The 25,892-nt window shown below is 60.3% G+C and carries 22 protein-coding genes and 1 pseudogene; 16 read left to right on the top strand and 7 right to left on the bottom strand.

Translation table 11 applies throughout. The features are described 5' to 3' along the window. The first annotated feature begins 276 nt into the window (after positions 1-276). The 8 genes and pseudogenes from purU (at position 277) to BT119_RS27670 (ending at position 9,218) form a co-directional block, all read left to right on the top strand. Positions 277-1,143 carry a formyltetrahydrofolate deformylase gene (gene purU, locus BT119_RS03025; protein WP_003407853.1) on the top strand — a complete coding sequence of 289 codons (867 nt, stop codon included), beginning with the start codon at positions 277-279 and terminating at the stop codon, positions 1,141-1,143. Further along, positions 1,140-2,042, top strand: coding sequence for a bifunctional methylenetetrahydrofolate dehydrogenase/methenyltetrahydrofolate cyclohydrolase FolD (gene folD, locus BT119_RS03020; RefSeq protein ID WP_072364746.1), 903 nt, complete (start codon positions 1,140-1,142; stop codon positions 2,040-2,042). Before purU ends, folD begins: the two co-directional genes overlap by 4 nt. Next, positions 2,024-3,265 carry an FAD-dependent oxidoreductase gene (locus tag BT119_RS03015; protein WP_003432957.1) on the top strand — a complete coding sequence of 414 codons (1,242 nt, stop codon included), beginning with the start codon at positions 2,024-2,026 and terminating at the stop codon, positions 3,263-3,265. The genes folD and BT119_RS03015 overlap by 19 nt, the downstream gene beginning before the upstream one ends. Before the next feature lie 13 nt (positions 3,266-3,278). Continuing rightward, positions 3,279-3,584, top strand: coding sequence for a sarcosine oxidase subunit delta (locus tag BT119_RS03010; RefSeq protein WP_003367099.1), 306 nt, complete (start codon positions 3,279-3,281; stop codon positions 3,582-3,584). After that, on the top strand, positions 3,581-6,487 hold the full coding sequence (locus tag BT119_RS03005; RefSeq protein ID WP_072364744.1) for a 2Fe-2S iron-sulfur cluster-binding protein: 2,907 nt from the start codon (positions 3,581-3,583) through the stop codon (positions 6,485-6,487). Before BT119_RS03010 ends, BT119_RS03005 begins: the two co-directional genes overlap by 4 nt. A gap of 3 nt (positions 6,488-6,490) precedes the next feature. Beyond that, entirely contained in the window at positions 6,491-7,063 is a 573-nt protein-coding gene (locus BT119_RS03000) for a sarcosine oxidase subunit gamma (protein ID WP_058416754.1), read from the top strand. Between the two features lie 142 nt (positions 7,064-7,205). Beyond that, a pseudogene (locus BT119_RS27675) lies at positions 7,206-8,360 on the top strand (cache domain-containing protein); the annotation flags it as partial. A 90-nt stretch (positions 8,361-8,450) separates the two neighbouring features. Continuing rightward, positions 8,451-9,218, top strand: a complete 768-nt coding sequence (locus BT119_RS27670; RefSeq protein WP_371857159.1) for a methyl-accepting chemotaxis protein — start codon at positions 8,451-8,453, stop codon at positions 9,216-9,218. 104 nt (positions 9,219-9,322) lie between these two features. On the opposite strand, the gene BT119_RS02990 is transcribed toward BT119_RS27670, so the two are convergent. After that, the gene (locus BT119_RS02990; RefSeq protein WP_256573016.1) at positions 9,323-10,213 is read right to left on the bottom strand and encodes a LysR family transcriptional regulator; all 891 of its coding nucleotides are present in this window, start codon (positions 10,211-10,213) and stop codon (positions 9,323-9,325) included. 108 nt (positions 10,214-10,321) lie between these two features. On the opposite strand from BT119_RS02990, the gene BT119_RS02985 reads away from it, so the two are divergent. The 3 genes from BT119_RS02985 to BT119_RS02975 all read left to right on the top strand — a co-directional run bounded on the left by BT119_RS02985 (position 10,322) and on the right by BT119_RS02975 (position 12,264). Next, positions 10,322-11,197: an MBL fold metallo-hydrolase gene (locus tag BT119_RS02985; protein WP_072364740.1), complete on the top strand. Its 876-nt coding sequence runs from the start codon at positions 10,322-10,324 to the stop codon at positions 11,195-11,197. Positions 11,198-11,318: 121 nt separating this feature from the next. Next, the gene (locus BT119_RS02980) at positions 11,319-11,717 is read left to right on the top strand and encodes a hypothetical protein (RefSeq protein WP_003367095.1); all 399 of its coding nucleotides are present in this window, start codon (positions 11,319-11,321) and stop codon (positions 11,715-11,717) included. A gap of 61 nt (positions 11,718-11,778) precedes the next feature. Then, the gene (locus BT119_RS02975) at positions 11,779-12,264 is read left to right on the top strand and encodes a GNAT family N-acetyltransferase (RefSeq protein ID WP_072364738.1); all 486 of its coding nucleotides are present in this window, start codon (positions 11,779-11,781) and stop codon (positions 12,262-12,264) included. A 71-nt stretch (positions 12,265-12,335) separates the two neighbouring features. Here the strand turns inward: BT119_RS02975 and BT119_RS27420 are convergent, their stop codons facing one another. The 6 genes from BT119_RS27420 to BT119_RS02945 all read right to left on the bottom strand — a co-directional run bounded on the left by BT119_RS27420 (position 12,336) and on the right by BT119_RS02945 (position 20,439). Further along, positions 12,336-12,461, bottom strand: coding sequence for a hypothetical protein (locus BT119_RS27420; protein ID WP_003315538.1), 126 nt, complete (start codon positions 12,459-12,461; stop codon positions 12,336-12,338). A gap of 55 nt (positions 12,462-12,516) precedes the next feature. Further along, positions 12,517-14,004 (bottom strand): chemotaxis protein CheW, encoded by a 1,488-nt coding sequence (locus BT119_RS02965; RefSeq protein WP_044308321.1) that lies wholly within the window; start codon positions 14,002-14,004, stop codon positions 12,517-12,519. Continuing rightward, the gene (locus BT119_RS02960; protein ID WP_072364736.1) at positions 14,001-16,133 is read right to left on the bottom strand and encodes a methyl-accepting chemotaxis protein; all 2,133 of its coding nucleotides are present in this window, start codon (positions 16,131-16,133) and stop codon (positions 14,001-14,003) included. The genes BT119_RS02965 and BT119_RS02960 overlap by 4 nt, the downstream gene beginning before the upstream one ends. Before the next feature lie 770 nt (positions 16,134-16,903). Continuing rightward, entirely contained in the window at positions 16,904-18,439 is a 1,536-nt protein-coding gene (locus BT119_RS02955; protein ID WP_072364734.1) for an amidase, read from the bottom strand. Between the two features lie 222 nt (positions 18,440-18,661). Beyond that, complete coding sequence (locus tag BT119_RS02950; RefSeq protein WP_003367076.1) at positions 18,662-19,294, bottom strand: ANTAR domain-containing response regulator; 633 nt, start codon at positions 19,292-19,294, stop codon at positions 18,662-18,664. Beyond that, positions 19,291-20,439 (bottom strand): transporter substrate-binding domain-containing protein, encoded by a 1,149-nt coding sequence (locus tag BT119_RS02945; RefSeq protein WP_004412535.1) that lies wholly within the window; start codon positions 20,437-20,439, stop codon positions 19,291-19,293. Before BT119_RS02945 ends, BT119_RS02950 begins: the two co-directional genes overlap by 4 nt. Before the next feature lie 728 nt (positions 20,440-21,167). Between BT119_RS02945 and urtA the strand changes: the two genes are divergently transcribed. From urtA to urtE, 5 genes are all read left to right on the top strand, one after another. Further along, positions 21,168-22,349 (top strand): urea ABC transporter substrate-binding protein, encoded by a 1,182-nt coding sequence (gene urtA, locus BT119_RS02935; protein ID WP_016567925.1) that lies wholly within the window; start codon positions 21,168-21,170, stop codon positions 22,347-22,349. 66 nt (positions 22,350-22,415) lie between these two features. After that, positions 22,416-23,318: an urea ABC transporter permease subunit UrtB gene (gene urtB, locus BT119_RS02930; protein WP_003432973.1), complete on the top strand. Its 903-nt coding sequence runs from the start codon at positions 22,416-22,418 to the stop codon at positions 23,316-23,318. Between the two features lies 1 nt (position 23,319). Then, a complete protein-coding gene (gene urtC, locus BT119_RS02925; protein WP_003432974.1) occupies positions 23,320-24,462 on the top strand; it encodes an urea ABC transporter permease subunit UrtC in 1,143 nt (380 codons plus the stop codon). Continuing rightward, a complete protein-coding gene (gene urtD / locus BT119_RS02920; RefSeq protein ID WP_003367067.1) occupies positions 24,459-25,196 on the top strand; it encodes an urea ABC transporter ATP-binding protein UrtD in 738 nt (245 codons plus the stop codon). Before urtC ends, urtD begins: the two co-directional genes overlap by 4 nt. Before the next feature lie 2 nt (positions 25,197-25,198). After that, positions 25,199-25,888, top strand: a complete 690-nt coding sequence (gene urtE / locus BT119_RS02915; protein ID WP_003367065.1) for an urea ABC transporter ATP-binding subunit UrtE — start codon at positions 25,199-25,201, stop codon at positions 25,886-25,888. Positions 25,889-25,892: the final 4 nt, after the last annotated feature.

The raw sequence follows: 25,892 nt of genomic DNA, 5'->3' as shown, positions 1-25,892 counted from the left end.
GCCGTGAATATTTCCAGCGGGCGCAACGCTCCGCCGGAATAGCAGCTTGCCACTACAGTGAAATCCGGCGACCCCGCCCCCCACAAGAAACCTGCAATATTCCCTTTAGTAAACAAAGTTTCCAGAAACCTCTGGACGCTGGATTTCCTTTCGCCTATAAAACAGCCTTCAAGAATATTAAATTCCTGTAGAGAATTTTATTCATCGACGAAAAACCTCTGCACCTGACCTTTTTCGCCCTGCGCCAAACTGCCGCTACCCTTCAGAGGACACGCCATGCAACACGAGAAGAACCATTTCATCCTGAAGATCAGCTGCCCGGCGACCTCCGGGATTGTCGCGGCGGTGACTTCCTACCTGGCTGGCAACAGCTGCTACATCGGTGAAATGGCCCAGTTCGACGATGAGTACAGCGGCACTTTTTTCATGCGTGCAGTGTTTCGCTTCAACGATGGTCATGAGGGCGACATCCAGCAGTTGAAAGCCGGCTTCGACGCCGTTGCCAGCGACTTTGCCATGCAGTGGGAGCTACACGACACGCGCCGGCCGATGCGTGTGCTGCTGATGGTCAGCAAGTTCGATCACTGCCTGACCGACCTGCTGTACCGCTACCACAAGGGCGAAATGGACATGACCATCACCGCCATCGTGTCCAATCATCTTGACCTGCGACCGATGGCCGAACGTGAGGGGATTCGCTTCATCTACCTGCCCGTGACCCGGGAAACCAAGGCCGCGCAGGAAGCCGCACTGATGAAGGTGGTCGATGAAACCGGCACCGAGCTAGTAGTACTGGCGCGCTACATGCAGATTCTCTCCGACGACCTGTGCCAGCAACTGGCTGGCCGGGCGATCAATATCCATCACTCGTTTCTGCCGGGTTTCAAAGGCGCCAAGCCCTACCATCAGGCTTACGAGCGCGGTGTGAAGCTGATCGGTGCCACCGCGCACTACGTCACCAGTGACCTGGACGAAGGTCCGATCATCGAGCAGGAAGTGCAGCGCGTCGATCACGTCTACCTGCCTGCCGACCTGGTCGCGGCGGGACGCAATAACGAAACCATCGCGCTGTCGCGGGCCGTCAAATATCACCTGGAGCACCGCGTGTTTCTCAACACGGATCGAACGGTGGTGTTCCGATGAGCGCACACATCATCGACGGCAAGGCCGCCGCCGCTCGCGTTCTGCAACAGGTCAGACACGATGTGAACACCTTGAAGGTCGAAGGCATCGAACCGGCACTGGCGGTCATTCTGGTCGGTAATGACGCGGCCAGTGAGGTTTACGTACGCAACAAGGTCCTGCGTGCCGAGGAAGCCGGCATTCGCTCGCTGGAACACCGCCTGCCGGCCGACAGCAGCCAGGCCCGCTTACTGGCGCTGATTGCCGAATTGAATGCCGACAACACGGTACACGGCATTCTCCTGCAACTGCCCTTACCCGCTCACATAGAAGAAAACCGCGTCCTGCAGGCTATCGATCCGGGCAAGGACGTAGACGGCTTTCACAGTGAAAACGTCGGTGGTCTGAGCCAGGGGCGCAACGTATTGAAGCCCTGCACCCCCAGCGGCTGCCTGCACTTGCTCGAAGAAACCTGCGGCGATCTGAGCGGCAAGCATGCGGTGGTAATCGGTCGTTCCAACATCGTCGGCAAACCCATGGCCGCCCTGCTGCTGCAAGCGCACTGCTCGGTGACGGTGGTGCATTCGCGCAGTAATGATGGCAGGGCCTTGTGTCAGTTGGCCGACATCGTCGTGGCAGCGGTTGGCCGCCCGCGCCTGATAGATGCCAGCTGGCTCAAGCGCGGCGCGGTGGTGATCGATGTCGGTATCAACCGCATCGACGACCACGGCCGTAGCCGCCTGGTGGGCGATGTGGACTTCGACAGCGCCATCGAAGTCGCCTCTGCGATCACGCCCGTTCCCGGCGGGGTCGGACCGATGACCATCGCTTTTCTGATGAAAAACACCGTGACTGCTGCCCGGCAGCAGGCCCACGCGCAACGCAGCCAATCGGAGGCCGTATGCCTTTCAACCTGTTGAAATACGGGCTCAGTTCGGAGTACCCGGTCGAGGTAGATCTGCCTGCGCCGAAGGAACTGAAGTCCTCCTACGACGTGGTGATCATCGGCGGCGGCGGGCATGGCCTGGCCACCGCCTACTACCTGTCGAAATACCACGGCATCACCAATATCGCCGTGCTGGAAAAAGGTTACCTGGGCGGCGGCAACACGGCGCGCAACACGGCGGTGATCCGCTCCAATTACCTGACCAGCGAAGGTGTGAAGTTCTATGCCGAGTCGGTGAAGATGTTTCAGGGCCTGTCCAACGAGTTCGACTTCAACATTATGTACTCCGAGCGCGGCCAACTGACTCTCGCGCATACCGATGCCACGGTCCGTTCGTTCCGCCAGCGCGCCGAGGTCAACAAGCATTTCGGCGGCCGCACCGAGATGATCGACCGCCAGCAGATCCGCGAACTGGTGCCAAGCCTCAATCTGGACCCCGGTCATCTGCCGGTGCTCGCCGGCCTGTGGCACATCGACGGCGGCACCGCCCGGCATGACGCGGTTGCCTGGGGCTACGCCAAGCAGGCGGCCAAGCGCGGTGTGGAGATTCATCAACTGACCGAAGTGCAGGAACTGGTGATCGAGAACGGCACCATCACTGCGGTGAAGACCAATCGCGGCACCCTCCAGTGCGGCTGCGCCGTACAGGCGGTGGCGGGCATGAGTTCGCAGATGATGAAGAAGGCCGGGATTCGCTCGCCGATCCAGACCTTCCCGCTGCAGGCGATGGTCACTCAACCTTTCAAACCCTTTCTCGACCCGCTGGTGAGTTCGTCCGCCCTGCACTGCTATGTGCAGCAGACCAGCCGTGGCGAAGTGGTGTTTGGCGGCGGTTCTGATCCGTACCCGTTGTTCAACAGCCGCTCGACGCTGGACCTCAAGGAAAGCCTGCTGGCCCACGCCATCGAGATGTTTCCGTTTCTGGCCAACGCCAAACTGATGCGCCAATGGGCCGGGATCACCGACATGACCCCGGACTACAGCCCGATCATGGGCCTTTCCCCCGTCAGGAACTACTACCTCGATGCGGGCTGGGGCACCTGGGGCTTCAAGGCCACGCCGATCTGCGGCAAGACCATGGCAGAACTGGTGGCCAGCGGCGGCAAGGTGCCCGAGTTGATCAGGCCATTCGCGCTCGAACGCTTCTCAACCTTCCAGCAAGTCAACGAAATGGGCGCAACAGCGGCCAGCCACTGACGGAGAGCGACACATGAAAATCATGACCTGCCCGCTCAACGGGCCGCGCAACATCAGCGAGTTCACCTACGGCGGGGAATTCAAACACATGCCCGACCCGCAAACCTGCAGCGACAGCGAGTGGGCCGATTACGTGTTCAACAGTGAAGACACACTGGGCGTGGTGTGCGAGTGGTGGATGCACAACCCCTCCAGCTACTGGTTCCTGGCCGAGCGCCACACCGGCAGCGACGAGATCATCCGCACCTTCGACCCACGCGACCTGTTTACCGCACGTATCGACTTCGCCCCCCTCGCCTCCAAGGAGATCGCAGGATGACCACCCCCGCCCGCCTGCCCGCGCCCATGGGCCTGCTGATCGATCGCACCCGGCCGCTCACGTTCAGCTTCGATGGCAAAACCTATCAGGGCCTGCAGGGCGACAGTATCGCCAGTGCTCTGCTGGCCAACGGTCGCTTCCTGCTTTCGCGGTCGTTCAAGTACCACCGCCCGCGCGGCCCCCTGACCATGGCCGGGCAGGACGCCAACAGCCTGATCCAGTTGCCTCACGAGCCCAACGTAATGGCCGACACCGTTGCCCTGCAGGAAGGCTTGCAGGCCACCGGCCAGAACTTCAACGGCTCGCTGGACAACGACCGGGACGCGTACCTGGGCAAGTTCTCGAAGTTCATGCCGGTGGGTTTCTATTACCGCTCGTTCTACAAGCCCAAGGGCATGTGGAAAGTCTGGGAGCCGATCATTCGCAAGAAGGCCGGCCTTGGCGTGCTGGACCTGGCGTTCCAGCCCGAGTACTACGACAAGGCCTACCTGTTCACGGATCTGGCGGTGATCGGCGCGGGACCTGCCGGCTTGCAGGCAACACTGAGCGCCGCCAATGCAGGCGCCAAGGTGTTGCTGATCGAACAGCAGCCCATTCTCGGCGGTTCGCTGGCCTATGCCCGCTTCGATGTCGACGGCCTGCGTGCCGAACAGCTGCGGCGTGAACTGGTCGCTGCGGTAGAAGCACATGACAATATCCAGGTGCTCAAGCAAGCGACCTGCAACGCATGGTTCACCGACAATTACCTGCCGGTGATTCAGGGCAAGCGTTTGTACAAGGTGCGCGCCACACACTGTCTGGTATGCAGCGGCTCGTTCGATCAGCCGGTGATTTTCCGTAACAACGACCTCCCCGGCGTCATGCTGACCAGCGCCGTACAGCGCCTGATCAAGTTGTACGCCGTCAAGCCCGGCAAACGCGCGGTAGTGCTGACCGGCAACGATGACGGTTACCTCGCCGCACTGGACTTGCACGATCAGGGCGTCGATGTGGTCGCAGTGGCCGACATGCGCAGCAGCCCGTCGGACCGGACGCTACGGCTTGCGCTGGAGAAGCGCGGCATCGTCTGCCACATGAACACAACGGTCTATGAAGCGCTGCATGAGAAAGGCATGCGCCATGTGAGCGGTGCCGAGCTGCGCAAAATCACTGGCCAGGGTCAGGTGGCGAACAGCGGCTCGCGTGTCGACTGCGACCTGCTGTGCATGTCCGGCGGCTACATGCCGGTCTACCAGTTGTTGTGTCAGGCCGGCGGCAAGCTGGCCTATGACGATCAGCAGGCCGAATTCGCCATCAGCAGCCTGCCGAAGAATCTTGGCATTGCAGGCTCGGTCAACGGTTACCACGCGCTGGACAACGTGCTGGCCGATGCGGCGCATGCTGCCGCCGGCGTGGTCACGGCACTGGGCCTGACATCGGCTGAAAGCCCTGCTCCGCTGCGCAGCGAAGCGCAGGTCAACTTCGCCTGGCCGATCTTCCCGCACCCTGACGGCAAGGATTTTGTCGATTTCGACGAAGACCTTCAGGTACGCGATATCGTCAATGCCACGCGCATCGGCTATCGCGACATCCAGTTGGTAAAACGCTATTCCACGGTAGGCATGGGCCCGTCACAGGGTCGTCATTCGGCACTGCCGACCGCGCGACTGGTGGCCGCTTCGACACAGCGCAGTATCAGTGAAACCGGCGTGACCACAGCCCGACCGCCCTTCGAGGCAGAAAAACTGGCACACGTTGCGGGCCGTGCCTTCGATCCGTATCGGCAGACGCCCATGCACCAGCGTCATGTGCAGGCCGGTGCGAAGATGATGCCGGCCGGGATCTGGCAGCGTCCGGCGTTCTATGGCAAAGCCTCGCAACGCGATGCCTGCATGCAGCAGGAAGCGCTGCACGTGCGTAACAAGGTCGGCATCATCGACGTGTCGACACTCGGCGGTCTGGACGTGCGCGGCCCCGATGCCGCCGAGCTGCTCAACCGCATGTATACCTTCGCCTTTCTGAAACAGCCGGTCGGGCGTTCGCGTTATGCGCTGATGACCAACGAACAAGGTGTGGTCATCGACGACGGCGTTTGCGCGCGCTTTGCCGAACAGCATTTCTACGTTACCGCCACCACCAGCGGCGTGGATCGCATTTATCAGCAGATGCTCAAGTGGAATGCCCAGTGGCGTCTGAACGTGGACATCACCAACGTCACGGCGGCCATTGCCGCGGTCAACGTGGCGGGTCCGGATTCACGCAAGGTGCTGGAGCAGGTCTGTACCGACCTTGATCTGTCTGCCGAAGGTTTCCCTTATCTTGGCGTGCGCCTGGGCACTGTTGCCGGTATCAAGGCGCGGCTGCTACGGGTCGGTTTCGTCGGCGAACTGGGCTACGAGATCCACGTCCCCGCTCGTCACGCGCTCAGGCTCTGGGATGCCCTTGTCGAGGCTGGCAAGGTCTTCGACATGCGTCCGTTCGGCGTCGAGACGCAACGTCTGTTACGTCTGGAAAAAGGCCACGTCATCATCAGCCAGGACACCGACGGCATGACCCATCCGGCCGAAATCGACATGGGTTGGGCCGTCAGCCGGAGCAAACCTTTCTTCGTCGGCCGCCGCTCGGTGGACATCCTCGAAGCCCAGCCGCAAAAGCGCAAACTGGTTGGCTTCACCCTGCCCAAGGCCAGCCCGCTGCCGCTCGAGGGGCATCTGGTGCTCAAGGGCCCGGACATCAGTGGCAACGTGACGTCCTGCGAGTACTCCTCGACCCTGGGCATGATCATCGGCATGGCCTATGCCGCGTTCGACCAGAGCACACCCGGCCAGCAGATTCCGATCCGCGTCGAAGATGGCGTGGTGGTTCAGGCAACCGTCGTGAAACTGCCCTTCTTCGACCCTGAAAACCAGCGCCAGGAGCTCTGACCCATGACCAGCCTTCTCCAGAACAGTCCTCTCGGCGCCAACGCGCGCGCCTTGTGCACGCTGCAAGACCTGACCGATCGGCCACGCGTGGGATTTCGCGGTACGCAAAGCGCTGACTACCTGACGGCAAGCGGCTTCAACCTGCCCGAGGCACCGAACCGCGCTGTCACACAGGCGGACGGCAGCCACGTCGCGCGCCTTTCACAGACCGAATACCTGCTGCTGGGCAGCCCGCACGATGACGGGCAGCGCATCGCTGATGAAGAAGCTCGCTGGGAGCTCGACCACAGCGCCAATTACCTGCTGCCTCGCGAAGACAGCCATGCCTGGCTGCAACTGAGTGGCGCGTGCATCGCCGAGGTGATGGCCAAACTGTGTGGCGTGGATCTGCGCCCCGAAGCGTTTGCGACAGGTTCGGTGGCGCAGACCTCGGCAGCGCGCATCAATGTGATCGTCATCAACCTCGGCGCGCAGGCTGAACCCTGTTTCCAGATCCTCTTCGATCGGGCTTCACTGGCTTACTTCAAGGACGCGATGCTGGATGCCATGACCGAGTTTGGGGGGCGCCTCTCATGAACAACGGGTTACTGCTTCGGTGAATAAAGGCCGTTTCGTGCTCAGGAACGACAACAAGTGTCTGTTACCGCCAAGCCGCCTAAAGAATGCTGGCAAACAGTCGTTGACCTCTTGGTAGACCATAAGAGCGACCCTCAGCTCAATGCCTCGGGTCGCAGACTGCATCCATGCAGCACCCGACACTTGCGGCAGTAACACGCCCCCCGGAGCTCAAATGAATATCAAACAGAAATTGACGTGGGCGTTCGCAGTCATTGCGTGCTTGCCCATATTAGTCGTCGCCGCCATCGTGGTCGTGAACCTGCGCGACAAGGCGACCAGCGATTTCGTGGACGGTAGCGCACGTGAGATTCGCCAGGTCGACAATGCCATGCAGCTGTTTTTCGACGGCATTACGCAGAACGTCAATTACATCGCGGCGCACCCGCTGATCGCCGGGGCGAGCGATGATTTCCGCAACTACATGGGCGCCACGCCTCCCCCGCAGTCCGAGAATGACAGGCAGGCGACCGAGCTGTTCGCCAATATCGCCAAGGCTCACCCGGCCTACTCCTACGTTTCTTATGGTCTGATCAACGGCAGCTACATCATGACGCCGGAAGACCCGAAAATGAGCAACTACGACCCGCGTGTGCGGCCGTGGTACAAGACGGCGATGGCCAATGCCGGCAAAACCGTGCGCAGCGACGCCTATTACTGGGCCAACGACGACGCGGTGCTGGTCAGTACCATCCGGGCGATTCCCAATAAACTGGGCAACCCTGGTGGCGTGGTCAATATCGACGTATCGCTCAAGCAACTGACCAACATCGTCAAGCAGATCAAGCTCGGCGAAAGCGGCTATCTGATGCTGATGGAAAAGAACGGCACCGTGCTGGTCGATCCCAAACAGCCCGAGCATAACTTCAAGAAACTGGGAGAACTGGGCGACGGCTTCAGCGATTTGGCGAAAACCGCCAGTGGTCTGGTCGAGGTGACACTCAACGGCGAGCGTTACATGGCCAATGTGTACTCGTCCGAGCAACTGGGCTGGAACTTCATCGGCCTGATCAAACAGGACGAAGTGATGGCCTCGGCCACCCGCCTGACCTGGTTGATCGGCATCATCGCGGTGGTGCTGGCGGTGGTCTTTGCGATTGTCGGGGCCAGTTTTGCCCGGGTCATCGTGCGCCCGATTCACAGCGTGTCCAGCGGCCTGGAAGGTATTGCAGGCGGTGAAGGCGACCTGACCCAGAACCTCGCCGTGCGCGGCAAGGATGAAACTGCGCAGTTGGCGGGCTGGTTCAACAAGTTCCTGACCGCGATCCGCAGCCTGATTCAGCACATCGGTCAGGCGGCCGGGAAGATTCTCGAAGCCTCACACAGCTCGACGCGTGTCTCCAACGACATGGCCGAAGCTGCTGGCCGGCAGCGCGAAGCGGTGGACATGGTCTCCACGGCGTTTCATGAAATGGTCGCCACCTCCAATGAAGTCGCCCGTTCCTGCAGCCAGGCCGCAGACTCGGCCGACAGCGGCCAGCAACAGGCGCGTGAAGGTCAGCGGCAGATCGATGATGCGGTGCGCAGCGTCGACCAGCTCAGCGAAGAACTCACCCGCTCGGCCAAGGACATGACGCAACTGGAAAAGGACAGCGCAGGCATTCAGTCGATCCTCAATACCATCCGTTCGATTGCCGAGCAGACCAACCTGCTGGCCCTCAACGCGGCCATCGAAGCAGCACGTGCAGGCGAACAGGGGCGCGGCTTCGCCGTCGTAGCCGACGAAGTCCGCGCACTGGCCAAACGCACCTCGGACTCGACCGCAGAAATCGACAGCCTGCTGGGCAACCTGGCCAAACGCACTGCCTCGGTGGCGCAACAGATGCATGCCAGCCTCGACGTATCGCAGCAATCGGTGACCAAGATCGGGCAGGCACGCAGCAGCTTCGGGCAGATTCGTGAGTCAGTGGATGTGATTCGCGACATGAACACCCAGATCGCAACCGCTGCCGAGGAGCAGCATCAGGTGGCCGAAGACATCAACCGGCACATCAGCCAGATCCATGGCGACGCCCAGTTGATCGCCGAACTCTCGGACTCGGCCCGCGCGGATTCCAGAAGCCTGGAGATCCTGTCAAGCGAGCTGGACGGCCTGGTGCGCAAGTTCAAGACCTGATCCTGCCTATGCGGAGCGTGAGGAACGATGGGCGTCTGTGTCTTCCTATCGTGCCCATGCTCCGCGTGTTCTGGACGCTCTGAGTCCTGTCCACAGCAGGAGATCTAATCTCCACCCCTCTCAAACCATTCAGTCAGAAAATCCAGAAAAGTGCGCAGCGTTGCCGACTGATGGTGCCTTGAGGTGTAGATCGCGTGTATCCCCAAAGCCCGTGACTGGTACTCCGGCATCAGGGCGATCAGCTTGCCGCTCGCCACCAGCGGCGCCGCCGAATGCACCGGTTGCAGGCTGACACCGGCGCCAGCCACTGCGGCCTCCAGCAGCACCACTGAATCGTTGGCACTGAGGTTGCCGCCGACCGGCACACTGAGCGGCATCTGCTGGCGGGTAAACTCCCACAGGCTTTTGCCGAAGTACGAATAGGTCAGGCAGTTGTGAGCAGACAGTTCCTGTGGCCTGGACGGTGTGCCGTGCACGGCGAGATAGGCTGGAGAAGCACACACCACCGAAGCGCACTGCCCCAGCGGACGGGCAATGACATTGGGGTCCAACTGATTGGTGATGCGGATCGCCAGATCGATTCGCTCGCTGACCAGATCCACGGCCTCGTTACCGATAATCAGGTCTGCCGAGGTGTCGGGATAGCGTTGCAGGTAAGCCGTCACCGCGGGTGCCAGAACGGCCTGGGCCAGTGACTGCGAACAGGCGATACGCAGCATGCCGCGTGGCTCGTCGACTTGCGTATCGGCTGCCAGTGGCACCGCGTCGGCCAGCTCGACCAGTTGCTGACACCGCAACAAGGTCACTTGCCCTGGGGCGGTCAAGCCGAGCTTGCGCGTGGTCCGGTGCAGCAGTCGCGCTCCGGCCCAGCGCTCCATCTGCGCCAGATAACGCGTGACCATGGCCCTAGACATATCCAGCGCCTCGGCAGCGGCGATAAGGCTGCCCCTCTCGTTGATGGCGATGAATACCCGTGCAGCTATGATCCGATCCACAATTCGTCCGATATAAGCAATCAATAGTTGCCAATACTGAGGCTTTTGTTTCACTTGAGGCAACCTAAGATAACGACCTCAGCCCTGTCCAAACAAAGGTCGTATCCCATGCCGCGCAAATCCCTGCTTGCCCTGTCCTTCGCCGCTCTGTTCCCTCTCGCAGCCCAGGCCGCCGCTCCCTTGGCGATCGAGGTATACAACCCGGCTGAAAAAGCCGTCTTCCCGGTTTCATCCGAACTGATCACCGGCAAGCATGACGCGGTGCTCATCGATGCGCAGTTCCAGCGCAACGACGCCGAGGCACTGGTGCAAAAGATCAAGGCCAGCGGCAAGCAACTCACCACCGTCTACATCAGCGACAGCGACCCGGACTACTACTTCGGTCTGGACGTCATCAAAGCCGCGTTCCCCGAAGCGAAGATCGTCGCCAGCGCGCCTACCGTGAAGGCGATCAAGGTTTCGATGCAGGGCAAACTCGCCTATTGGGGCCCGATTCTCAAGGACAATGCGCCAACCAGCCTGGTTGTGCCGGAAGAGCTCAAGGACGACCACCTGGCGCTTGAAGGCCAACCATTGCAGATCAAAGGCCTTAACGGCCCGGCACCCGAGCGCAGTTACGTATGGATTCCCTCCCTCAAGGCAGTGGTTGGCGGTGTCGTGGTCTCCAGCGGCATCCATGTCTGGGTCGCTGACACGCAAAGCGCGAAATCGCGTCAGGACTGGCTCGCGACACTCAAAGGCATCGAGGCGCTGAAACCGGCCACCGTAATTCCGGGTCATTACCTGGGCAAGATTCCGTCAGGCACCCAGGCTGTGACATTCACCGCCGACTACCTGAAGTCCTTCGAAGAACAGGCCGCCAAAGCCAAGGATTCCACCACCCTGATCGACGCCATGCACAAAGCCTGGCCGCAACTGGCCGAACCGGCTTCGCTGGAGATGAGTGCAAAAGTCATCAAGGGCGAGATGAAATGGCCGAATTGATCCGGCACCTGTAAGGCCTCGGCGAGGCGGCGCGAATATCGCAGTGGACGGACTTTTACGTGCGCTGCGGACACGCACGGAGGTATGGTCAGACGCCCTTGTCAGTCGTTATGCTGCGCCCATGAACGCCCCTCTGAAAATCCGTAACCCCTGTCCGCCCGGCGCTTGCGACTGCAAGCGCGAGCTGCTGGATGCGGAAGGTGCAGACCTGCGGATTCTGCTGCTGTCCCGCGACGCAGAAAAAACCCTGCTGGATCGCCTGGAGCGTATCGAAAGTCTGGAAGATCTGGAGCACATGCAGCGCAAGATTTTCCAGCAACTGGGCGTGCGTGTCGACGTCGCTCCGGGCTTCAATGAAGTGCGCACCATGCGCGGCATCAGCATTGTCGTCGAGGAAAAGGTCGGGCTGTGTCGCAAGACGCGTCAATCGATACCTGCCGCCATCCGCCGCGCCCTGGAAGCACGTCCACAGATCGCCTATCAGTTGCTCAACGCCAACGACCTGCTGCGTGACGCCTGACTATCGAGCGCCTGGCGAGTGCGGCTATCATGCTGCGCCCATTAGCCAAGGATTGCCCTCCGTGTCCCTCGAAATCCGTCCAGCCACTGCCTCTGATGCCAGTCAGATTCTGACGTTCATTACCGAACTTGCCATCTATGAACGCGCAGGGCATGAGGTCAAGGCCAGTACCAACGACATTCAACGCAGCCTGTTCGCCGACAACGCACCGGCCAGGGCGCTGATGTGCCTGCATGACGGCCAGCCCGTTGGCTATGCCGTTTATTTCTACAGTTACTCGACCTGGCTGGGACGCAACGGCGTGTATCTGGAAGACCTGTACATCACTCCTGAGAAGCGCAGCATCGGCGCCGGACGCGCACTGCTTCGACATATCGCTCGCGAAGCGGTAGCCAACGATTGTGGTCGCCTGGAGTGGAGCGTGCTGGACTGGAACGAGCCAGCCATCAAGTTCTACGAAGCGATCGGCGCTGCGCCGCAAAGTGAATGGGTTCGCTACCGGATGGAGGGTGCCGGGCTGCTGGACTTCGCCAAAGGCGGCGATTGAAGCACAAAGGCCTGACACGAAAACGCCCGGCCTGTGTGGGCCGGGCGTTTAAGAAAAGCATTCAACAGCGGTCAGCAAACCCCAGGCGGGATGCCGTCCTTGTTGAAGTCTTTCAGGCGTTCCTTTTCTTCGGGCGTCGAGTGCGCGGGCACGTCGCTTTGCGGTTCCGGTTTTTTCTCGTCTTTCTTGTCAGTCATGGTCGTTGACTCCGCTGGTGAACACTCAAATAAGGCCACGCGCGGAGCATTCGGTTCAGACTGATTGCACACTGCGGCGCTGATCAACGTTGCATTCCAACTGTCGGGCCAGGCCCTGCAGATCAAGCAGGGTCGCACGCCAACTGCGCTCCTGACTGCCGACGCTGACCAGCGAGCGGACCCGGTCATTGACCGAAATGCCCTTGCCAGTACTGGCTTGCCAGCCTTGTTCCAGCATGGCCGGATCGAACTGATTGAACGCGTCGATCGCATCGACGCGGTTCACTGCAAAACCGAAGCACAGCCGCTCGCCACGCACGATCAATACACGCGACGCTTCGCCCTGGACCTGTGCGCCTTCGCCCAGCAGACTGCTCAGGCAGATCAGCGGCACCTGTTCGCCGCGCAGATTGAACTGTCCCAGCAAATGCGTTTCCGGCTGCGACAGGCCGATCAATTGCTGCGGCATGCTCATGATCTCCACGATCTGGCTCAACGGTGCCACGAAGCGGGTCGGCGCATCGAACAGCAGGCAGGCGTGGCGCAGCATGGCCTTGGTCACATCGTGCGAGGCCTGGGCAGGTTTGACGTCGTGCTGGTAAACCTGGGTGTAGCTTTTGACTTCCGGGCGCTGCAACAGCATCGGATGATCGAGCAACAAGGCCTGCTGCCCCTCTTCCAGGTTCATGACCCCGGCCAGCAGCTCTGGGTGCGGCAGGCCATAATGCGGTGCCGCCAACAGGCTGTCCGGATCCTGACGCTGAATGGCGACCATGCGGTCGTAGCCAAACCCGCACACCCGCCCGTCCGGCGCAGTCAACAGCAGCAACTGCGGCTTGGACGTCTGGCGCTGGTGGTCCAGGCCAAGCACTTCTGACAGGTTGAGCGCCGGGACCTTGGTGCCACGCACCGAGGTGACGCCGAAGCAGCAGTCACTGGCAAAATCCGACGCCGTGATCTCGGGATCGTCCACCAACTCGGTCACAACGCTCGCATCGATACAGAAGTTGCGGCCGTCGCACTCAAACACCAGGTAATGCAGCAAGCGGCCCTTGGCGGCCAGTGCCTCGTCCTTGAGCACTTGCGCGCTCGGATCGGCAGCGAACATCACGCCTGGCAAACCACTCATGAAGTCGAGGTCAAGCTTGTAGATCATCCGCGACTCTTCGGCGCCGAGCAGCAGAGAGGGCAGCAAGCCGACACCGCTGCCCGCTGGTCCCAGTGGACTGAACTGAGAATCACGGGCCTTGAGAATGTCGCACACAGCGTCAATCGCCAGCCCGAGGTATCCACCGCCGTACTTGAGAATCGCCACCAGTGGCGTCGGCGAAGACATATCGCCGCCCTCCGCCAATTGAGCCCGCAGGTCGACCAATGGCACCGGTTTGCCACGCAAGGTAAACACCCCACGCAGCGCTCCCCGTGTCAATGGATGGGGATGCAGATCAGCGGGCCAGTGCACGGCCTCCATCAACGCATCGGCAACCACCGCCAGATACACACCGTTGATCTGCACGACGCCATAGGCATTCAGGCTGCTCATGCAGGTTGTCCGATGGATACCTTGTCCAGAGTCTGGGTGTAGCCGGTCAGGTTGGCTTTGTGCAGCTCGACGATCAGTGCCTCGACTTCCTGCGCCGACAGACGTTGCTTCTCTGTCGCCGTGTTGATCCCGTCAATCGCCTGAGTGGTCTGCATCACGCCTTCCACGATGTGTTCGAAAGCTTCGCCGGCACTGCGCGAAATCTCGTTGCCCGACTCGATCCGGCTGACCGTTTCCAGAATCAGCTTGTTGATTTCCTTGGTCGCACGCGAAGACTTCTCGGCCAGCTTGCGCACCTCGTCGGCGACTACCGAAAAGCCCAGGCCATGTTCACCGGCCCTGGCCGCTTCGATAGCCGCGTTGAAGGCCAGCATGTTGGTCTGACTGGCGATCTCGCTGATCACCTGAATAATGTCCTGAATACCCTCGGCGGACTTGGCAATCATGTCCATCGCGTCGGAGGCCTTGACCAGCGTCTGCGAACCGGTGCTGGCCTGCTCACGCGTCATTCTGGCCAGATCGGTGGCCGTCTCGGTACTCTGTGCCACATAGGAAATGGCATTCATCAGTGCTTTCACCGACTCGCCCATGGCGCGGGTCTTGGCCTCTATCGCCTGTTCCATCTCGACCTGAAGGGTAATGTCAGTGGCGAATTTCACCACTTTGAACGGCAAGCCGTCGTGGTCGAAAATCGGGCTGTACGTCGCCTGAATCCAGATTTTCTGCCCATATTTGCTGACGCGCATGAAGCGCCCGGAGTAGAACTCGCCCTGCCCCAGCCCGTGCCAGAATTCACGGTACTCGGTGCCGCGCACGTATTCTTCCTCACAGAAGATACGGTGGTGCTTGCCTTTGATTTCCTGAAGGCCATAACCCAGCGCTTTGAGGAAGTTGGCATTGGCGGTGATGATGTTGCCGGCCATGTCGAATTCGATGACGGCCTGGGCGCGGTCGATGGCATTCACCTTGCCCTGGTCCTCGACGCTGGTTTCCTTGGCCACAGTCACGTCGAGCGCGAATTTGACGATCTTGTAGGGTTTGCCCTGCGCATCGAAAATCGGGTTGTAGGTGGCCTGAATCCAGATCTCCTTACCGTCCTTGCGCTTGCGCTTGTATTCGTTGGCGTCGTACTCGCCGCGCCCCAGCTTCTCCCAGAGCTCACGATACTGCAGGCTGCTGACAAATTCCTCGGAGCAGAACATGCGGTGGTGCTCGCCGACGATTTCATCGAGCTCGTAGCCAAATACCGCCAGAAAATTGCGGTTGGCATGCAGCACCTTGCCCGTCAGATCGAATTCGATCACCGCCTGAGAACGTTCGATGGCTGTCACCTTGCCCGCGGACTCAGCCTGACGAATGCGGCTCTCGGTCACATCGTTGGCGAACTTCACGACCTTGTAAGGACGACCATCCGGGTCGAATATCGGGTTGTAAGTGGCGCTGATCCACAACTCGCGACCGTTCTTGCCGATGCGCTTGTATTCGCCGGAGTCATACTCGCCACGTTCGAGCTTGGCCCAGAAGGCACGATAGGCCGGACTGTTCAGGTAGTCGTCTTCGCAGAACATGCGATGGTGCTGACCCTGAATCTCGTCCAGACGATAACCCAGGACCTTGAGAAAGTTTTCGTTGGCGGTGAGCACGCGACCGTTAAGGTCGAATTCGATGACACCCTGCGAGCGATCGATGGCCGCAACCTTGCCTTCGTACTCGGAATTGGACTTGCGCTGCGCAGTCACGTCCGTGGCGAACTTCACCACCTTGAACGGATTGCCTTGCTCGTCAAACACCGGGTTATAAGTGGCCTGCAACCAGATCTCGCGCCCGTTCTTGCCCAGGCGCTTGTACTGCCCTTCGTCGAAAGCGCCCTTGCCCAGTTTTTCCCAAAACGTCGCGTATTCGACGCTGGACGCATATTCCGGCGTGCAGAACATACGGTGATGCCGACTCTGGACCTCATCCAGCCGATAACCGACGCAATCCAGAAAATTGGTATTGGCCCGCAGGATATTGCCTTCAAGATCGAACTCGATCATCGCCTGGGAACGGTCAATGGCCGTCAACAGCGAGTGAAGATCAAGTTCCAGCCCGGCCCGTTCCCTGTAGGTGCTTTCAATTGTGGTCGACATGTGGAAGTACTCTGCGAGTAAGCATCTGTGGAAGTATTGTTATAAAGCCCCGGTCTCTGCGAGCCCTGTCAGACACACCGATGTGCGGACTATGGAGGCTGCCGGTCAAGCCGGTTAATCGTCTTTTTCAATGCCGTCCATAGCGCAAACCGTCAGTTCATCAGCGCCGATGGAACGACTGATCCCAGTTGGCATATAGCTACAGCATTAACATCGGCATCAATTGGAACAGCTTTAGGGCCGGCGGGTCGCCACTACACAGATACGTATCCTTTGGCCCAGCCGGTGGTCGGCCAAGAGCGCTTCGTGCATCACGCCTTTACCCGCTTTGAACACCTCGCCGCCATCAAGAGTAAAACCAGATGACGAGAATCACGGCGCCAGTCCAGCCCAGGGTCAGCAAAAAGGAAAGTCCAGCAAGACGTGGATCCATGGAACTCCTGTTCTAGAAGACGTGGGTAAACAGAGCGCTGCATACGTAGGCCTATATCGGCCGGATCACCGACATATCAATTATTTTCGTCACCTTGAAATACTGTAGACGTGCAGGTTTTGCCCAGGATCAATATTTGTTCGTTGCGACCCGATCAGGTACTTGAGCAAGGCGTAGACCTGGCCGTGAGGTGCTGATAACCAAGGTCGGGGATGACGTACAGGTCGCCAGTGCGTTATCCGCAACCGATTTGCTGTACAAGGCGCGAAGTGTGGAGGTGTCACGGGTGCATACACACTCACCTCGAGTAATGTATGCCCCCGTTCAAACGCTGAACTCAAACACCCGGCGGCGTTGGAAACGCTCCGCGAGCGGTTTCATAAGCCTGCGCGACACGCAACGCCAGGGCATCCTTGAAGCGCGGCGCGACGATCATCATGGCGACCGGCAGTCCGTCGGCCAGACCGGCAGGTATCGACGTGGCCGGGTGGCCGGTCAGGTCGAACGGTGCGGTGTTGGCCAGCATGTTCAACGCGCTGTGCACGTACTCTTCGATTGGCGCGTCGGCGGCGGTCAGCGTGGTGGCCACGAACGGCATGGTCGGCATGACCAGCACGTCGAACTGCTTGAAGGCTTCATCGTATTGACGGGTCAGCTCTGGCACCAGCATCCGCGCCTTGGCGTAGTACGCACCGTGCAGGTTTTTCAGGCTGTAATGCCCGGTCAGCGCCACGGCACGCACGCTGCTGGATAACGCATTGGCGTGTTCGCGACGCTTGGCGCCGAAGTAACTCATGATCTCGGGGTCGTAATAGCCGTCGACATTCATGCCATAACCGTTGCCTTGCAGCATCTGGTACGCCGCGCCATCGGTGGCGATGACATTCCACATGTCCAGCGCCACCCCGCGGTGCCACGGCGCACTGGCGTCACCGACCGTCGCACCGAGACTTTCCAGCTGAGCCACGGCGGCGCGAACCAGTGCGTCAACCTGCGGCTCGGACATGCCGGGAATCGCGAAGCCTTCACTCAGCAGGCCTATTTTCAGGCCCGCAACGCCTTGATCGAGGGTCGCGACGCAACTGACGACTGGCGGGTTTTTCTGCCTTGAGTCGAGCCCGTCGGCGCCGGCGATCACATCGAGCATGATTGCGCAGTCGCGCACGTTATTGGCCATCGGGCCGACATGGTCGATGGTCCGTTCAATCGGGAAGGCGCCGGTGTAAGGCACCAGGCTATAGGTGGGCTTGTGTCCGACGATGCCGCTCCACGCCGACGGCATGCGGATCGATCCACCCTGATCGCCACCGATGGCCATGTCCACTTCCTGCAGAGCGACCAGCACGGCACTGCCGCTGGATGAACCGCCGGCGTTGCGGGTCAGGTCCCAGGGGTTTTTCACCGCGCCGGTGGCCGAGGTAAAACTGGCGCCGGAGAAACACAGGTCTTCGCACACCGACTTGCCAATGACCGTCGCTCCGGCGGCCAGCAGACGCTTGACCACCGTGGCGTCTTCGGACGGCACGTAACCGTCAAGGCTCAGTGAGCCGTTGGCCATCGGTACGCCGGCCACTGAGACGTTGTCCTTGATGACCACCGTTCTGCCCGCCAACGGGCCACTGGCAGCACCGGTGATGTGAGTCTTGACGTACCAGGCACCGTACGGGTTCTCGGCGGCAGCCGGTTTGCTGTGTTCGCGCAACGGCGCAGGCTGGGCGACATGGGCAGCGTACAGGGCATCAATGGCTTCGTAGGAACCCAGGGTTTCGTCTGCAAGACTGAGGAACGACTCCATCTGGCTGTCTGACAGGTCGTAGCCATGGTCCTGGGCGGCAATCAGAAAGTCGGCTTTGCTGGGGCGTTTTACGGACATGGTGTTCTCCAGATAACGGTAAGGACAGCCCGGGTTCAGGCAGTCATTGACTGGAGCCGCCTGCGCAGGGGCGCACAGGCCTGGGCTCGATCCGGAGGACGTCGTTGTCCACGCCGGTCGCCACGCGGTGTTCCATACCTGCCGGTTCAGGGCGTATGGCAACCGTCCACGCAGAAGAGGATCAGGCGTGGCGCCCGATACTCGAAGCTTGTCTGCAACCTGTCAGGAACAGGCTTGTTGAAACAGTTCATGGGCCTTGACCAGCGCCTCGGCGATTTTTTCCACCGGCTCGCGCTTGGCCATCGCCTGATCACGCAACGCGTTATAGGCGTCCGTTTCAGACAGGCCCTTGGTTTCCATCAGGATGATCTTGGCCTGCTGCACGGTACGCATAACCGCCATGCGCCCTTCCAGGCGCTTGACATGCTTTTCCCTTTCCCGCGTCTTGCGGGCCTGGCTGAGGGTGATGGCCAGAGCGGTCAGCAGGCCGAACGAGCGGACCGGCGACGGAATCACCGAGCAGGCGTTGAGCTGCACCAGCGCCTCGACAATGATCGGGTTTTCATAGGCGATCACCGGAATGATCGGTGGTGTCGAACTGTGCAGCAGCCAGGGTGTGTTGGTCGACAGGCTTTCCGGCGATACCGCCAGTACGATTACGTCAGCCTCGCTGTGCAGACGCTCGGGAATCGGCCATTGCACCCGCACCTGACAACCAATGCGCTGCAACTGAGCGATCAGGTTGCGACCGTCTTCGTCATCGGGATGCATCACCAGCACGCTGATATCGCGCAGGTCCTTGATGCCGCCTGCGCTGTCGTTGCGCAAACGTTTCTTGGCGGCACGCAGGGTCATGGACGCCTCCCGGTCAGGCTGGACCAGCCATTGAAGTCAGGCGCCACCGCATAAGGATCGGGCTTCAGCGCTTTCTGACTTTCGTAAAGGATGTCGAACTGCCCGTCGGCATTGGCACGGCCGATCCGCGAGTACAGGTAGGTATGGTGATTGTGTTCATCGATACGCACCCGTCCCTGAGGCGCGTCGTATTCCAGACCGCGCATGGTCTGCAACACACTCTCCACTTCGGTACTGCCTGCACGGGCGATCGCCTTGGCCAGCAGATGGACCTGAAAGTAAGCGGCCTCCCAACAGCGGTCGGTCACCTGATGCTGGCCAAACATTTCCCGATACTGGGCAATGCACTGGCGATTGAGCGGCGTGTCGATCGACTGGAAATAGGTCGCTGCCGAAATGTGCCCGGTGCCCAGATGGACGCCCATCTGCTGAATGTCGGTTTCGCTGGTAGTGACACTGGCAATCGGCATGACCGCAGGGTCGAAACCGGCATCAGCGTAGGCCTGATACAAGTGGGCCATGGTGTCGCCGACCACTGTCGAAAAAATGAACGAGGGTTTCAGTTCCCGAGCTTTGACCATGAGCCTGGCGAAGTCCTCTGCCCTGGCGTTTTTCAGTGGCAAGTAGTACTCACCCAGCTTGCTGCCGCCCCGCTCGTAAAGCAGGTCGCTCATCAACCGGTTGGTTTCGTAGGGGTAGACGTACTCGGAGCCGATCATCAGCACGCGACTGCCGAAGTGATCGAACATGTAGCTGCCCAGTGGCACCGCATTGTGATTCGGCGTAGCGCCGGTGTAGATGATGTTGCGCGAATACTCGAAGCCCTCGTAGTACACCGGATAAAGCAGCAATGCGTTGTAGCGTTCGACGACAGGCAATACCGCCTTGCGCGCCGCCGAGGTGTAGCAACCGAAGAAAAACCGCAGATTCTCTTCGCGAATCAGCGATTCAACATGCATGGCAAACAGCGCAGGCGTGGAATCCGGGTTGCGGGTGATCAGTTCCAGAGGACGGCCATTCACGCCCCCGGCGGCATTGATCTGATGAATTGCAAACTGTGCGCCGCGCATTGTTGAACACTCACCGGCAGCGGTGACGCCGGTATTGGAAAACAGACCTCCTATGCGGATCGACGGGTCAGTCATGCCTATAAACCTTTCACGTGAGATGAGACGCCCGCAGGTGGCCGGGAGCCTGAAAAGAAGACTGAGCGAATAACCGTGGATTCAACGGTGGCTCTCAGGCGGTTGTGCCTGGGGCTGGCGTGACGGCAGTGTCAGGACCAGTCGTGCGAGGGGCCTTCCACACTTGCCGAGAATGGGCGTGTGGCAAGAGACCCTGCGAGGGTGTCGGGCAGGCTCATGCAGGGAGCGGGCCATACGTGACGCGGCGCGTCGGGGAGAAGCGAATTCGATGGCGAAGACGGCCATGCATTCATGGGGTTTATGTTGCCTCGAACATTGCTTTCGCGAACTAGTTCGCTCCTGCAAAGCAAAATATCTCAGCCTATGCATGAGTACACATCGCGAAAAAAAAAGCGTCTTCCGCCTCACGCTTTTGGTGCGCTAGAGCCCTGTTCGCGCCAAAGCGGCGCATGTCGGTGTGTGCGTGCAATTAATGCAGGGATGCTCTGCCTCAGGGTTTCGAAACGCGCGCCAACAGCCGTTTCGCCAGTTGGCATTGCCCTTGCTAAGTTCCTCCTGAGACATCGCGCCAGCTGTTTGCCCTACGCCCCTCTCGGCAAGTAGGGAGACACCTCGCGTACGACTGGATCGGACGCAGTTGTCCCGCCAGATTCGGCACAAAAGCCTGACCTCCCGCCCATTGATTTGGCCGGGACGTCGGGCTTTTTTCATTCCTGGGAGATAAGTGAATGCACAACGACAAACGCCGTTTGATCAAGCATGCTCTGTTGCTGGGTGCGATCAGCCTGCTGCCGTTTTCCCTGATCGGTCAGGCGCAGGCGGACGAGACTGTGAAAGTCGGCATCATCCACTCGCTGACCGGCACCATGGCCATCAGTGAAGCCTCGGTGGTCGACGCAGAAAAACTCGCCATCGAAGAGATCAACGCCAGTGGCGGCGTGATGGGCAAAACCATCGAGCCAATCGTCGAGGACGGTGCCAGCGACTGGCCGACCTTCGCCGAGAAGGCACGCAAGCTGCTGGAAAACGACCACGTCGCAGTCACCTTTGGCGCGTTCACCTCGGCCTCGCGCAAAGCGGTGCTGCCAGTCTTCGAGCGCAACAAGGGCCTGCTCTACTACCCGACCTTCTATGAAGGGCTGGAGAAATCCCCGGCCATTATCTACACCGGTGCCGAAGCCTCGCAGCAGACCCTTGCCGCCGTCACCTGGCTGATGGCCAACAAGGGCAAAAGCGTCTATCTGGTCGGTTCCGACTACATCTGGCCACGCACCACCAACAAACTGGCACGGGCATCGGTGACCAAACAGGGCGGCTCCATCGTCGGCGAAGACTATCTGCCGCTGGGGGCCATCGAGTTTTCCTCGGTGATCAACAAGATCAAGGCGGCCAAGCCGGACATCGTGCTGTCGACCATCGTCGGCGGCTCCAACGTGGCGTTTTACAAACAGCTCAAGGCCGCGGGTATCGACAGCAGTAACCAGACGCTGATGGGGCTGGCGATCACCGAAGAGGAAGTCACCGGCATCGGTGCGGAGAACCTCGTTGGCTTCCTGACCTGCATGAGCTATTTCCAGAGCCTGAAAAACCCGGTCAACGAGAAGTTCGTCCAGGCGTTCAAAACACGCTACGGGCAGCAGCGCGTCGTCGGTGACCCGATGGCTGCGGCGTATACCGCAGTGTACCTGTGGAAAAAGGCCGTCGAGAAAGCAGGCAGTTTCGACGTGCCGAAAGTAATCGCCGCGTCCTCGGAACTGACCCTCGATGCGCCCGAAGGCGAGATCAAGGTGCACAAGGACAACCACCACCTGTGGAAGCGTGCGCGCATCGGCACCCTCAATGCGCAGGGCCAGGTCGACGTGATCTACGAGTCGGCACCGATCGAGCCCAACCCCTTTCCGAAACTCTGATCCCGGCACGGGCGCGATCCGCTTCGCGCCCGCTTTCGTCAATGTGCAGCAACAGGTAGCGACGGCATGACTCTCGATACGCTGGTAATGCAAGTCTTCAGCGGGTTCTCGCTGTTTTCCGTGCTGGTGCTGATGGCACTCGGGCTGACCATCGTGTTCGGCCTGATGGGCGTGATCAACATGGCGCACGGCGAACTGATGGCGATGGGCTCATACATGACCTACGTCACCTCCGTGGTGTTTCAGCGCTACTTTCCGGAGCTCATGGGCTGGTATTTCATCATCGGCATCGGGATGGCCTTTGTGGTGACCTTTGCCTTCGGTCTACTGCTGGAACGCTGCTTCATTCGCTTCATGTACAACCGACCGCTCGACACCCTGCTGGCGACCTGGGGGCTGTCTCTGGTCCTTCAGCAGCTGTTTCGCCAGGTCTTCGGCCCCAAGGAAGTCAGCGTGCCCACCGTGCAGTGGTTGCAGGGCGCATGGAAAATCAGCGACGGGCTGGAGCTGCCCCTCAACCGGATTTTCATCATTGGTCTGACCTTCGTGATTGCCGCTGCGGTGTTCCTGTTCCTCTACCGCAGTCGCTGGGGCCTGCGCATTCGCGCCGTGACCCAGAACCGCGCCATGGCCGGTGCAGCCGGGATCAACACCGCGCGGGTCGACTCGGTGACCTTCGCGCTGGGCTGCGGACTGGCAGGCATTGCCGGCAGTTCATTCACCATGCTCGCCTCCACAGGCCCGGTCAGCGGTCAGCAGTACCTGGTGGACACCTTCATCGTCGTCGTGTTCGGCGGCGTGGAAAGCCTGCTGGGCACCTTCCTTTCGGCGTTCGCCATCGGCCAGACCCAGGTTTCGCTGGAATACCTCACCACCGGCTCCATGGCCAAGGCGATCACCCTGCTGGTGGTCATCGTGCTGCTGTTCTTCCGCCCCAACGGCCTGTTCGCCACGAAAGTGAGACGTTGAGATGAATGACATGACTGAAAAGCCGACGCTGCGGCCGCAGGCCACAGTGCCGGGCGCAGGCAAGCCAGCGGGTGGCTGGTTGACGCTGATCGAGCGCTACAGCCTGATCTGGCTGTCGCTGCTGTTGCTGGTGGCGTTGCCACTGATACTGGGGGATTTTCGCCTCGGGCTGGCCGGCAAATACCTGAGCCTGGCGTTCTGCGCAGTGGGCATGGTGATGATCTGGGGCTACGGCGGCATCCTCAGCCTCGGTCAGGGGATTTTCTTCGGCCTGGGCAGCTACATGATGGCGATGTACCTCAAACTCGAAGCCACCGCCACGGATGAAGCGGCCAGCGCCCTCGCCGCTTTCTACGGTTCGGCACTGCCGGACTTCATGATCTGGAACAGCGTCGAAGCCCTGCCCTGGTGGTGGAAACCGTTCGAGTCGGCGACCTTTACCCTGGCCGCGATCCTGATCCTGCCTGCACTGCTGGCGTTTCTGTTCAGTTATGCCTACTTCAAAAAACGCGTGGGCGGCGTGTACTTCTCGATCATTACCCTGTCACTGGCCTCGATCATGTCGATCATGATCATCGGCCAACAGGGCTACACCGGCGGCGTCAACGGCCTGACCGATTTCAAGACCGCCTTCGGCCTGAGCCTGCAGACGCCCCAGACGCCCTGGATTCTCTACCTGATCACCACACTGTTGCTGCTGGCCAGCGTCGCGATGTGCGGGTTCATTCTGCGCAGCCGCCTGGGCAAGGTGATCGTGGCAATCCGTGATCGCGAAGACCGGGTGCGTTTCTCCGGTTACAACACTGCGCTGTTCAAGGCCTTCATTTTTGCCGTGGCCGCACTGATTTCCGCGCTGGGCGGGGTGATGTTCACCTTGCAGGTCGGCCTGGCGTCGCCCTCGCTGGTGGGCATCATTCCGTCCACCGAGATCGTCATCTACGCCGCGCTGGGTGGACGCCTCTCGCTGGTGGGTGCGGTGTACGGCACGCTGTTGATCGGCACGGCCAAAACCTGGCTGTCGGAAAACTTCGTCAGTTTCTGGCAGTACTTCATCGGTTTCCTGTTCATGGCCGTCGTGCTGTTCCTGCCCACAGGGCTGGCCGGACTGCTGCAGCGCCTGAGCAACAAGGAGGCGCAGTCATGAGCGCGATGTTACTGAGTGTCGAAGACCTGACCGTGTCATTCGACGGCTTCAAGGCGGTCGACAACCTCAATTTCTATGTCGAGGAAAACCAGGTGCATGTGGTGATCGGGCCCAATGGCGCGGGCAAGACCACCCTGCTCGACATGATCTGCGGCAAGACCCGCCCGAGTGCCGGCAGCATCCGCTTCAAGGACCTGCAACTGGCCAACATGATCGAGTACCAGATAACCCGCGCTGGCGTGGGCCGCAAGTTTCAGAACCCGTCGGTCTACGAAGACCTCACCGTGCGTGAAAACCTCGACATTTCCTCGCCGGACAAGCGCGGCATCTTCAACTGCCTGTTCGCCGGGAAGAACGCAGCGCTGAATGCCGAAATCGATCAGACCGCCGAAATGATCTTTCTCAAGGACCAGCTGGGACGCAAGGCCGGGCTATTGTCCCACGGCCAGAAACAGTGGCTGGAGATCGGCATGCTGTTGATGCAGCGCCCGGAACTGCTGCTGCTCGACGAGCCCGTCGCCGGCATGAGCGCAGGCGAGCGGGAGAAAACCGCTGGCCTGCTCAAGCTCATCGCCAAGGGTCGCGCGATGGTGATCATCGAGCACGACATGGAGTTCGTGAAATCGGTGGCTGACAAGGTCACCGTCCTGCATCAGGGCAAGACCCTGGCCTACGGCTCGATGGATCAGGTGCAGAACGATCCTCGCGTCATCGACGTCTACCTGGGGCACTGAACATGCTGAATGTCTCTCACCTCAACGTGTATTACGGCGACAGTCACGTGTTACGTGACCTCAGCCTGGAGCTGGCGACAGGCGAGTCACTCGCGGTCATGGGCCGCAACGGCATGGGCAAGACCACACTGCTCAGAAGCCTGGTCGGCATGTTGCCGACGCGCAGCGGCAGCATCACCCTGGCCGGGCAGGAACTGACCGGCAGCAAGAGTTACGAGCGTGTCGCCGCCGGGGTCGGTTTCGTGCCTCAGGGGCGGATGATCTTCCCCTACCTGAGTGTCGAGGAAAACATCCTCACCGGCATGCAGGGTGCGCCCGCAGCGCCGATTCCCGACTACATCTTCGAATACTTCCCGGTGCTGTTCGAGATGCGCCGACGCAAGGGCGGCAACCTGTCCGGCGGTCAGCAGCAACAGCTGGCCATCGCCCGGGCGCTGGTTTCCAACCCCAAGGTGTTGATCCTCGATGAGCCCACCGAAGGCATCCAGCCGTCGATCATCAAGGACATCGCCAAAGCCCTCAACCTGCTGAAAAAGGAACGCGGGTTTTCGCTGATTGTTTCCGAGCAGGTGCTGTCGTTCGCCATGGCGGTGGCAGACCGTTACCTGATCATCGAAAAAGGCGAATTCGTGCACAGCGAAGTCCGCGAAACCGTCGACCGCGAGCGCATCCTGCGCTACCTGACAATCTGAACAA

Source organism: Pseudomonas sp. NFACC10-1, assembly GCF_900119195.1.
Lineage (GTDB): Bacteria > Pseudomonadota > Gammaproteobacteria > Pseudomonadales > Pseudomonadaceae > Aquipseudomonas > Aquipseudomonas cerasi.
Note: the sequence above shows the minus strand (reverse complement) of the source record. Positions and strands in the feature narration are given on the sequence as shown.

Excerpts from the sequence above, each read along its gene's own strand:
- BT119_RS02965 (WP_044308321.1), bottom strand. The coding sequence starts at position 14,004 with ATGAGCAGCCTGAATGCCTATGGCGTCGTGCAGATCAACGGTGTGTAT.
- BT119_RS02985 (WP_072364740.1), top strand. The coding sequence starts at position 10,322 with ATGCCGCGCAAATCCCTGCTTGCCCTGTCCTTCGCCGCTCTGTTCCCT.
- urtB (WP_003432973.1), top strand. The coding sequence starts at position 22,416 with ATGACTCTCGATACGCTGGTAATGCAAGTCTTCAGCGGGTTCTCGCTG.
- BT119_RS02945 (WP_004412535.1), bottom strand. The coding sequence starts at position 20,439 with ATGACTGACCCGTCGATCCGCATAGGAGGTCTGTTTTCCAATACCGGC.
- BT119_RS02950 (WP_003367076.1), bottom strand. The coding sequence starts at position 19,294 with ATGACCCTGCGTGCCGCCAAGAAACGTTTGCGCAACGACAGCGCAGGC.
- BT119_RS02960 (WP_072364736.1), bottom strand. The coding sequence starts at position 16,133 with ATGTCGACCACAATTGAAAGCACCTACAGGGAACGGGCCGGGCTGGAA.
- BT119_RS03010 (WP_003367099.1), top strand. The coding sequence starts at position 3,279 with ATGAAAATCATGACCTGCCCGCTCAACGGGCCGCGCAACATCAGCGAG.
- BT119_RS27670 (WP_371857159.1), top strand. The coding sequence starts at position 8,451 with ATGGCCGAAGCTGCTGGCCGGCAGCGCGAAGCGGTGGACATGGTCTCC.
- BT119_RS03000 (WP_058416754.1), top strand. The coding sequence starts at position 6,491 with ATGACCAGCCTTCTCCAGAACAGTCCTCTCGGCGCCAACGCGCGCGCC.
- folD (WP_072364746.1), top strand. The coding sequence starts at position 1,140 with ATGAGCGCACACATCATCGACGGCAAGGCCGCCGCCGCTCGCGTTCTG.
- BT119_RS02980 (WP_003367095.1), top strand. The coding sequence starts at position 11,319 with ATGAACGCCCCTCTGAAAATCCGTAACCCCTGTCCGCCCGGCGCTTGC.
- BT119_RS03005 (WP_072364744.1), top strand. The coding sequence starts at position 3,581 with ATGACCACCCCCGCCCGCCTGCCCGCGCCCATGGGCCTGCTGATCGAT.
- urtA (WP_016567925.1), top strand. The coding sequence starts at position 21,168 with ATGCACAACGACAAACGCCGTTTGATCAAGCATGCTCTGTTGCTGGGT.
- urtE (WP_003367065.1), top strand. The coding sequence starts at position 25,199 with ATGCTGAATGTCTCTCACCTCAACGTGTATTACGGCGACAGTCACGTG.
- BT119_RS02955 (WP_072364734.1), bottom strand. The coding sequence starts at position 18,439 with ATGTCCGTAAAACGCCCCAGCAAAGCCGACTTTCTGATTGCCGCCCAG.
- urtC (WP_003432974.1), top strand. The coding sequence starts at position 23,320 with ATGAATGACATGACTGAAAAGCCGACGCTGCGGCCGCAGGCCACAGTG.
- BT119_RS27420 (WP_003315538.1), bottom strand. The coding sequence starts at position 12,461 with ATGACTGACAAGAAAGACGAGAAAAAACCGGAACCGCAAAGCGACGTG.
- BT119_RS03015 (WP_003432957.1), top strand. The coding sequence starts at position 2,024 with ATGCCTTTCAACCTGTTGAAATACGGGCTCAGTTCGGAGTACCCGGTC.
- purU (WP_003407853.1), top strand. The coding sequence starts at position 277 with ATGCAACACGAGAAGAACCATTTCATCCTGAAGATCAGCTGCCCGGCG.
- urtD (WP_003367067.1), top strand. The coding sequence starts at position 24,459 with ATGAGCGCGATGTTACTGAGTGTCGAAGACCTGACCGTGTCATTCGAC.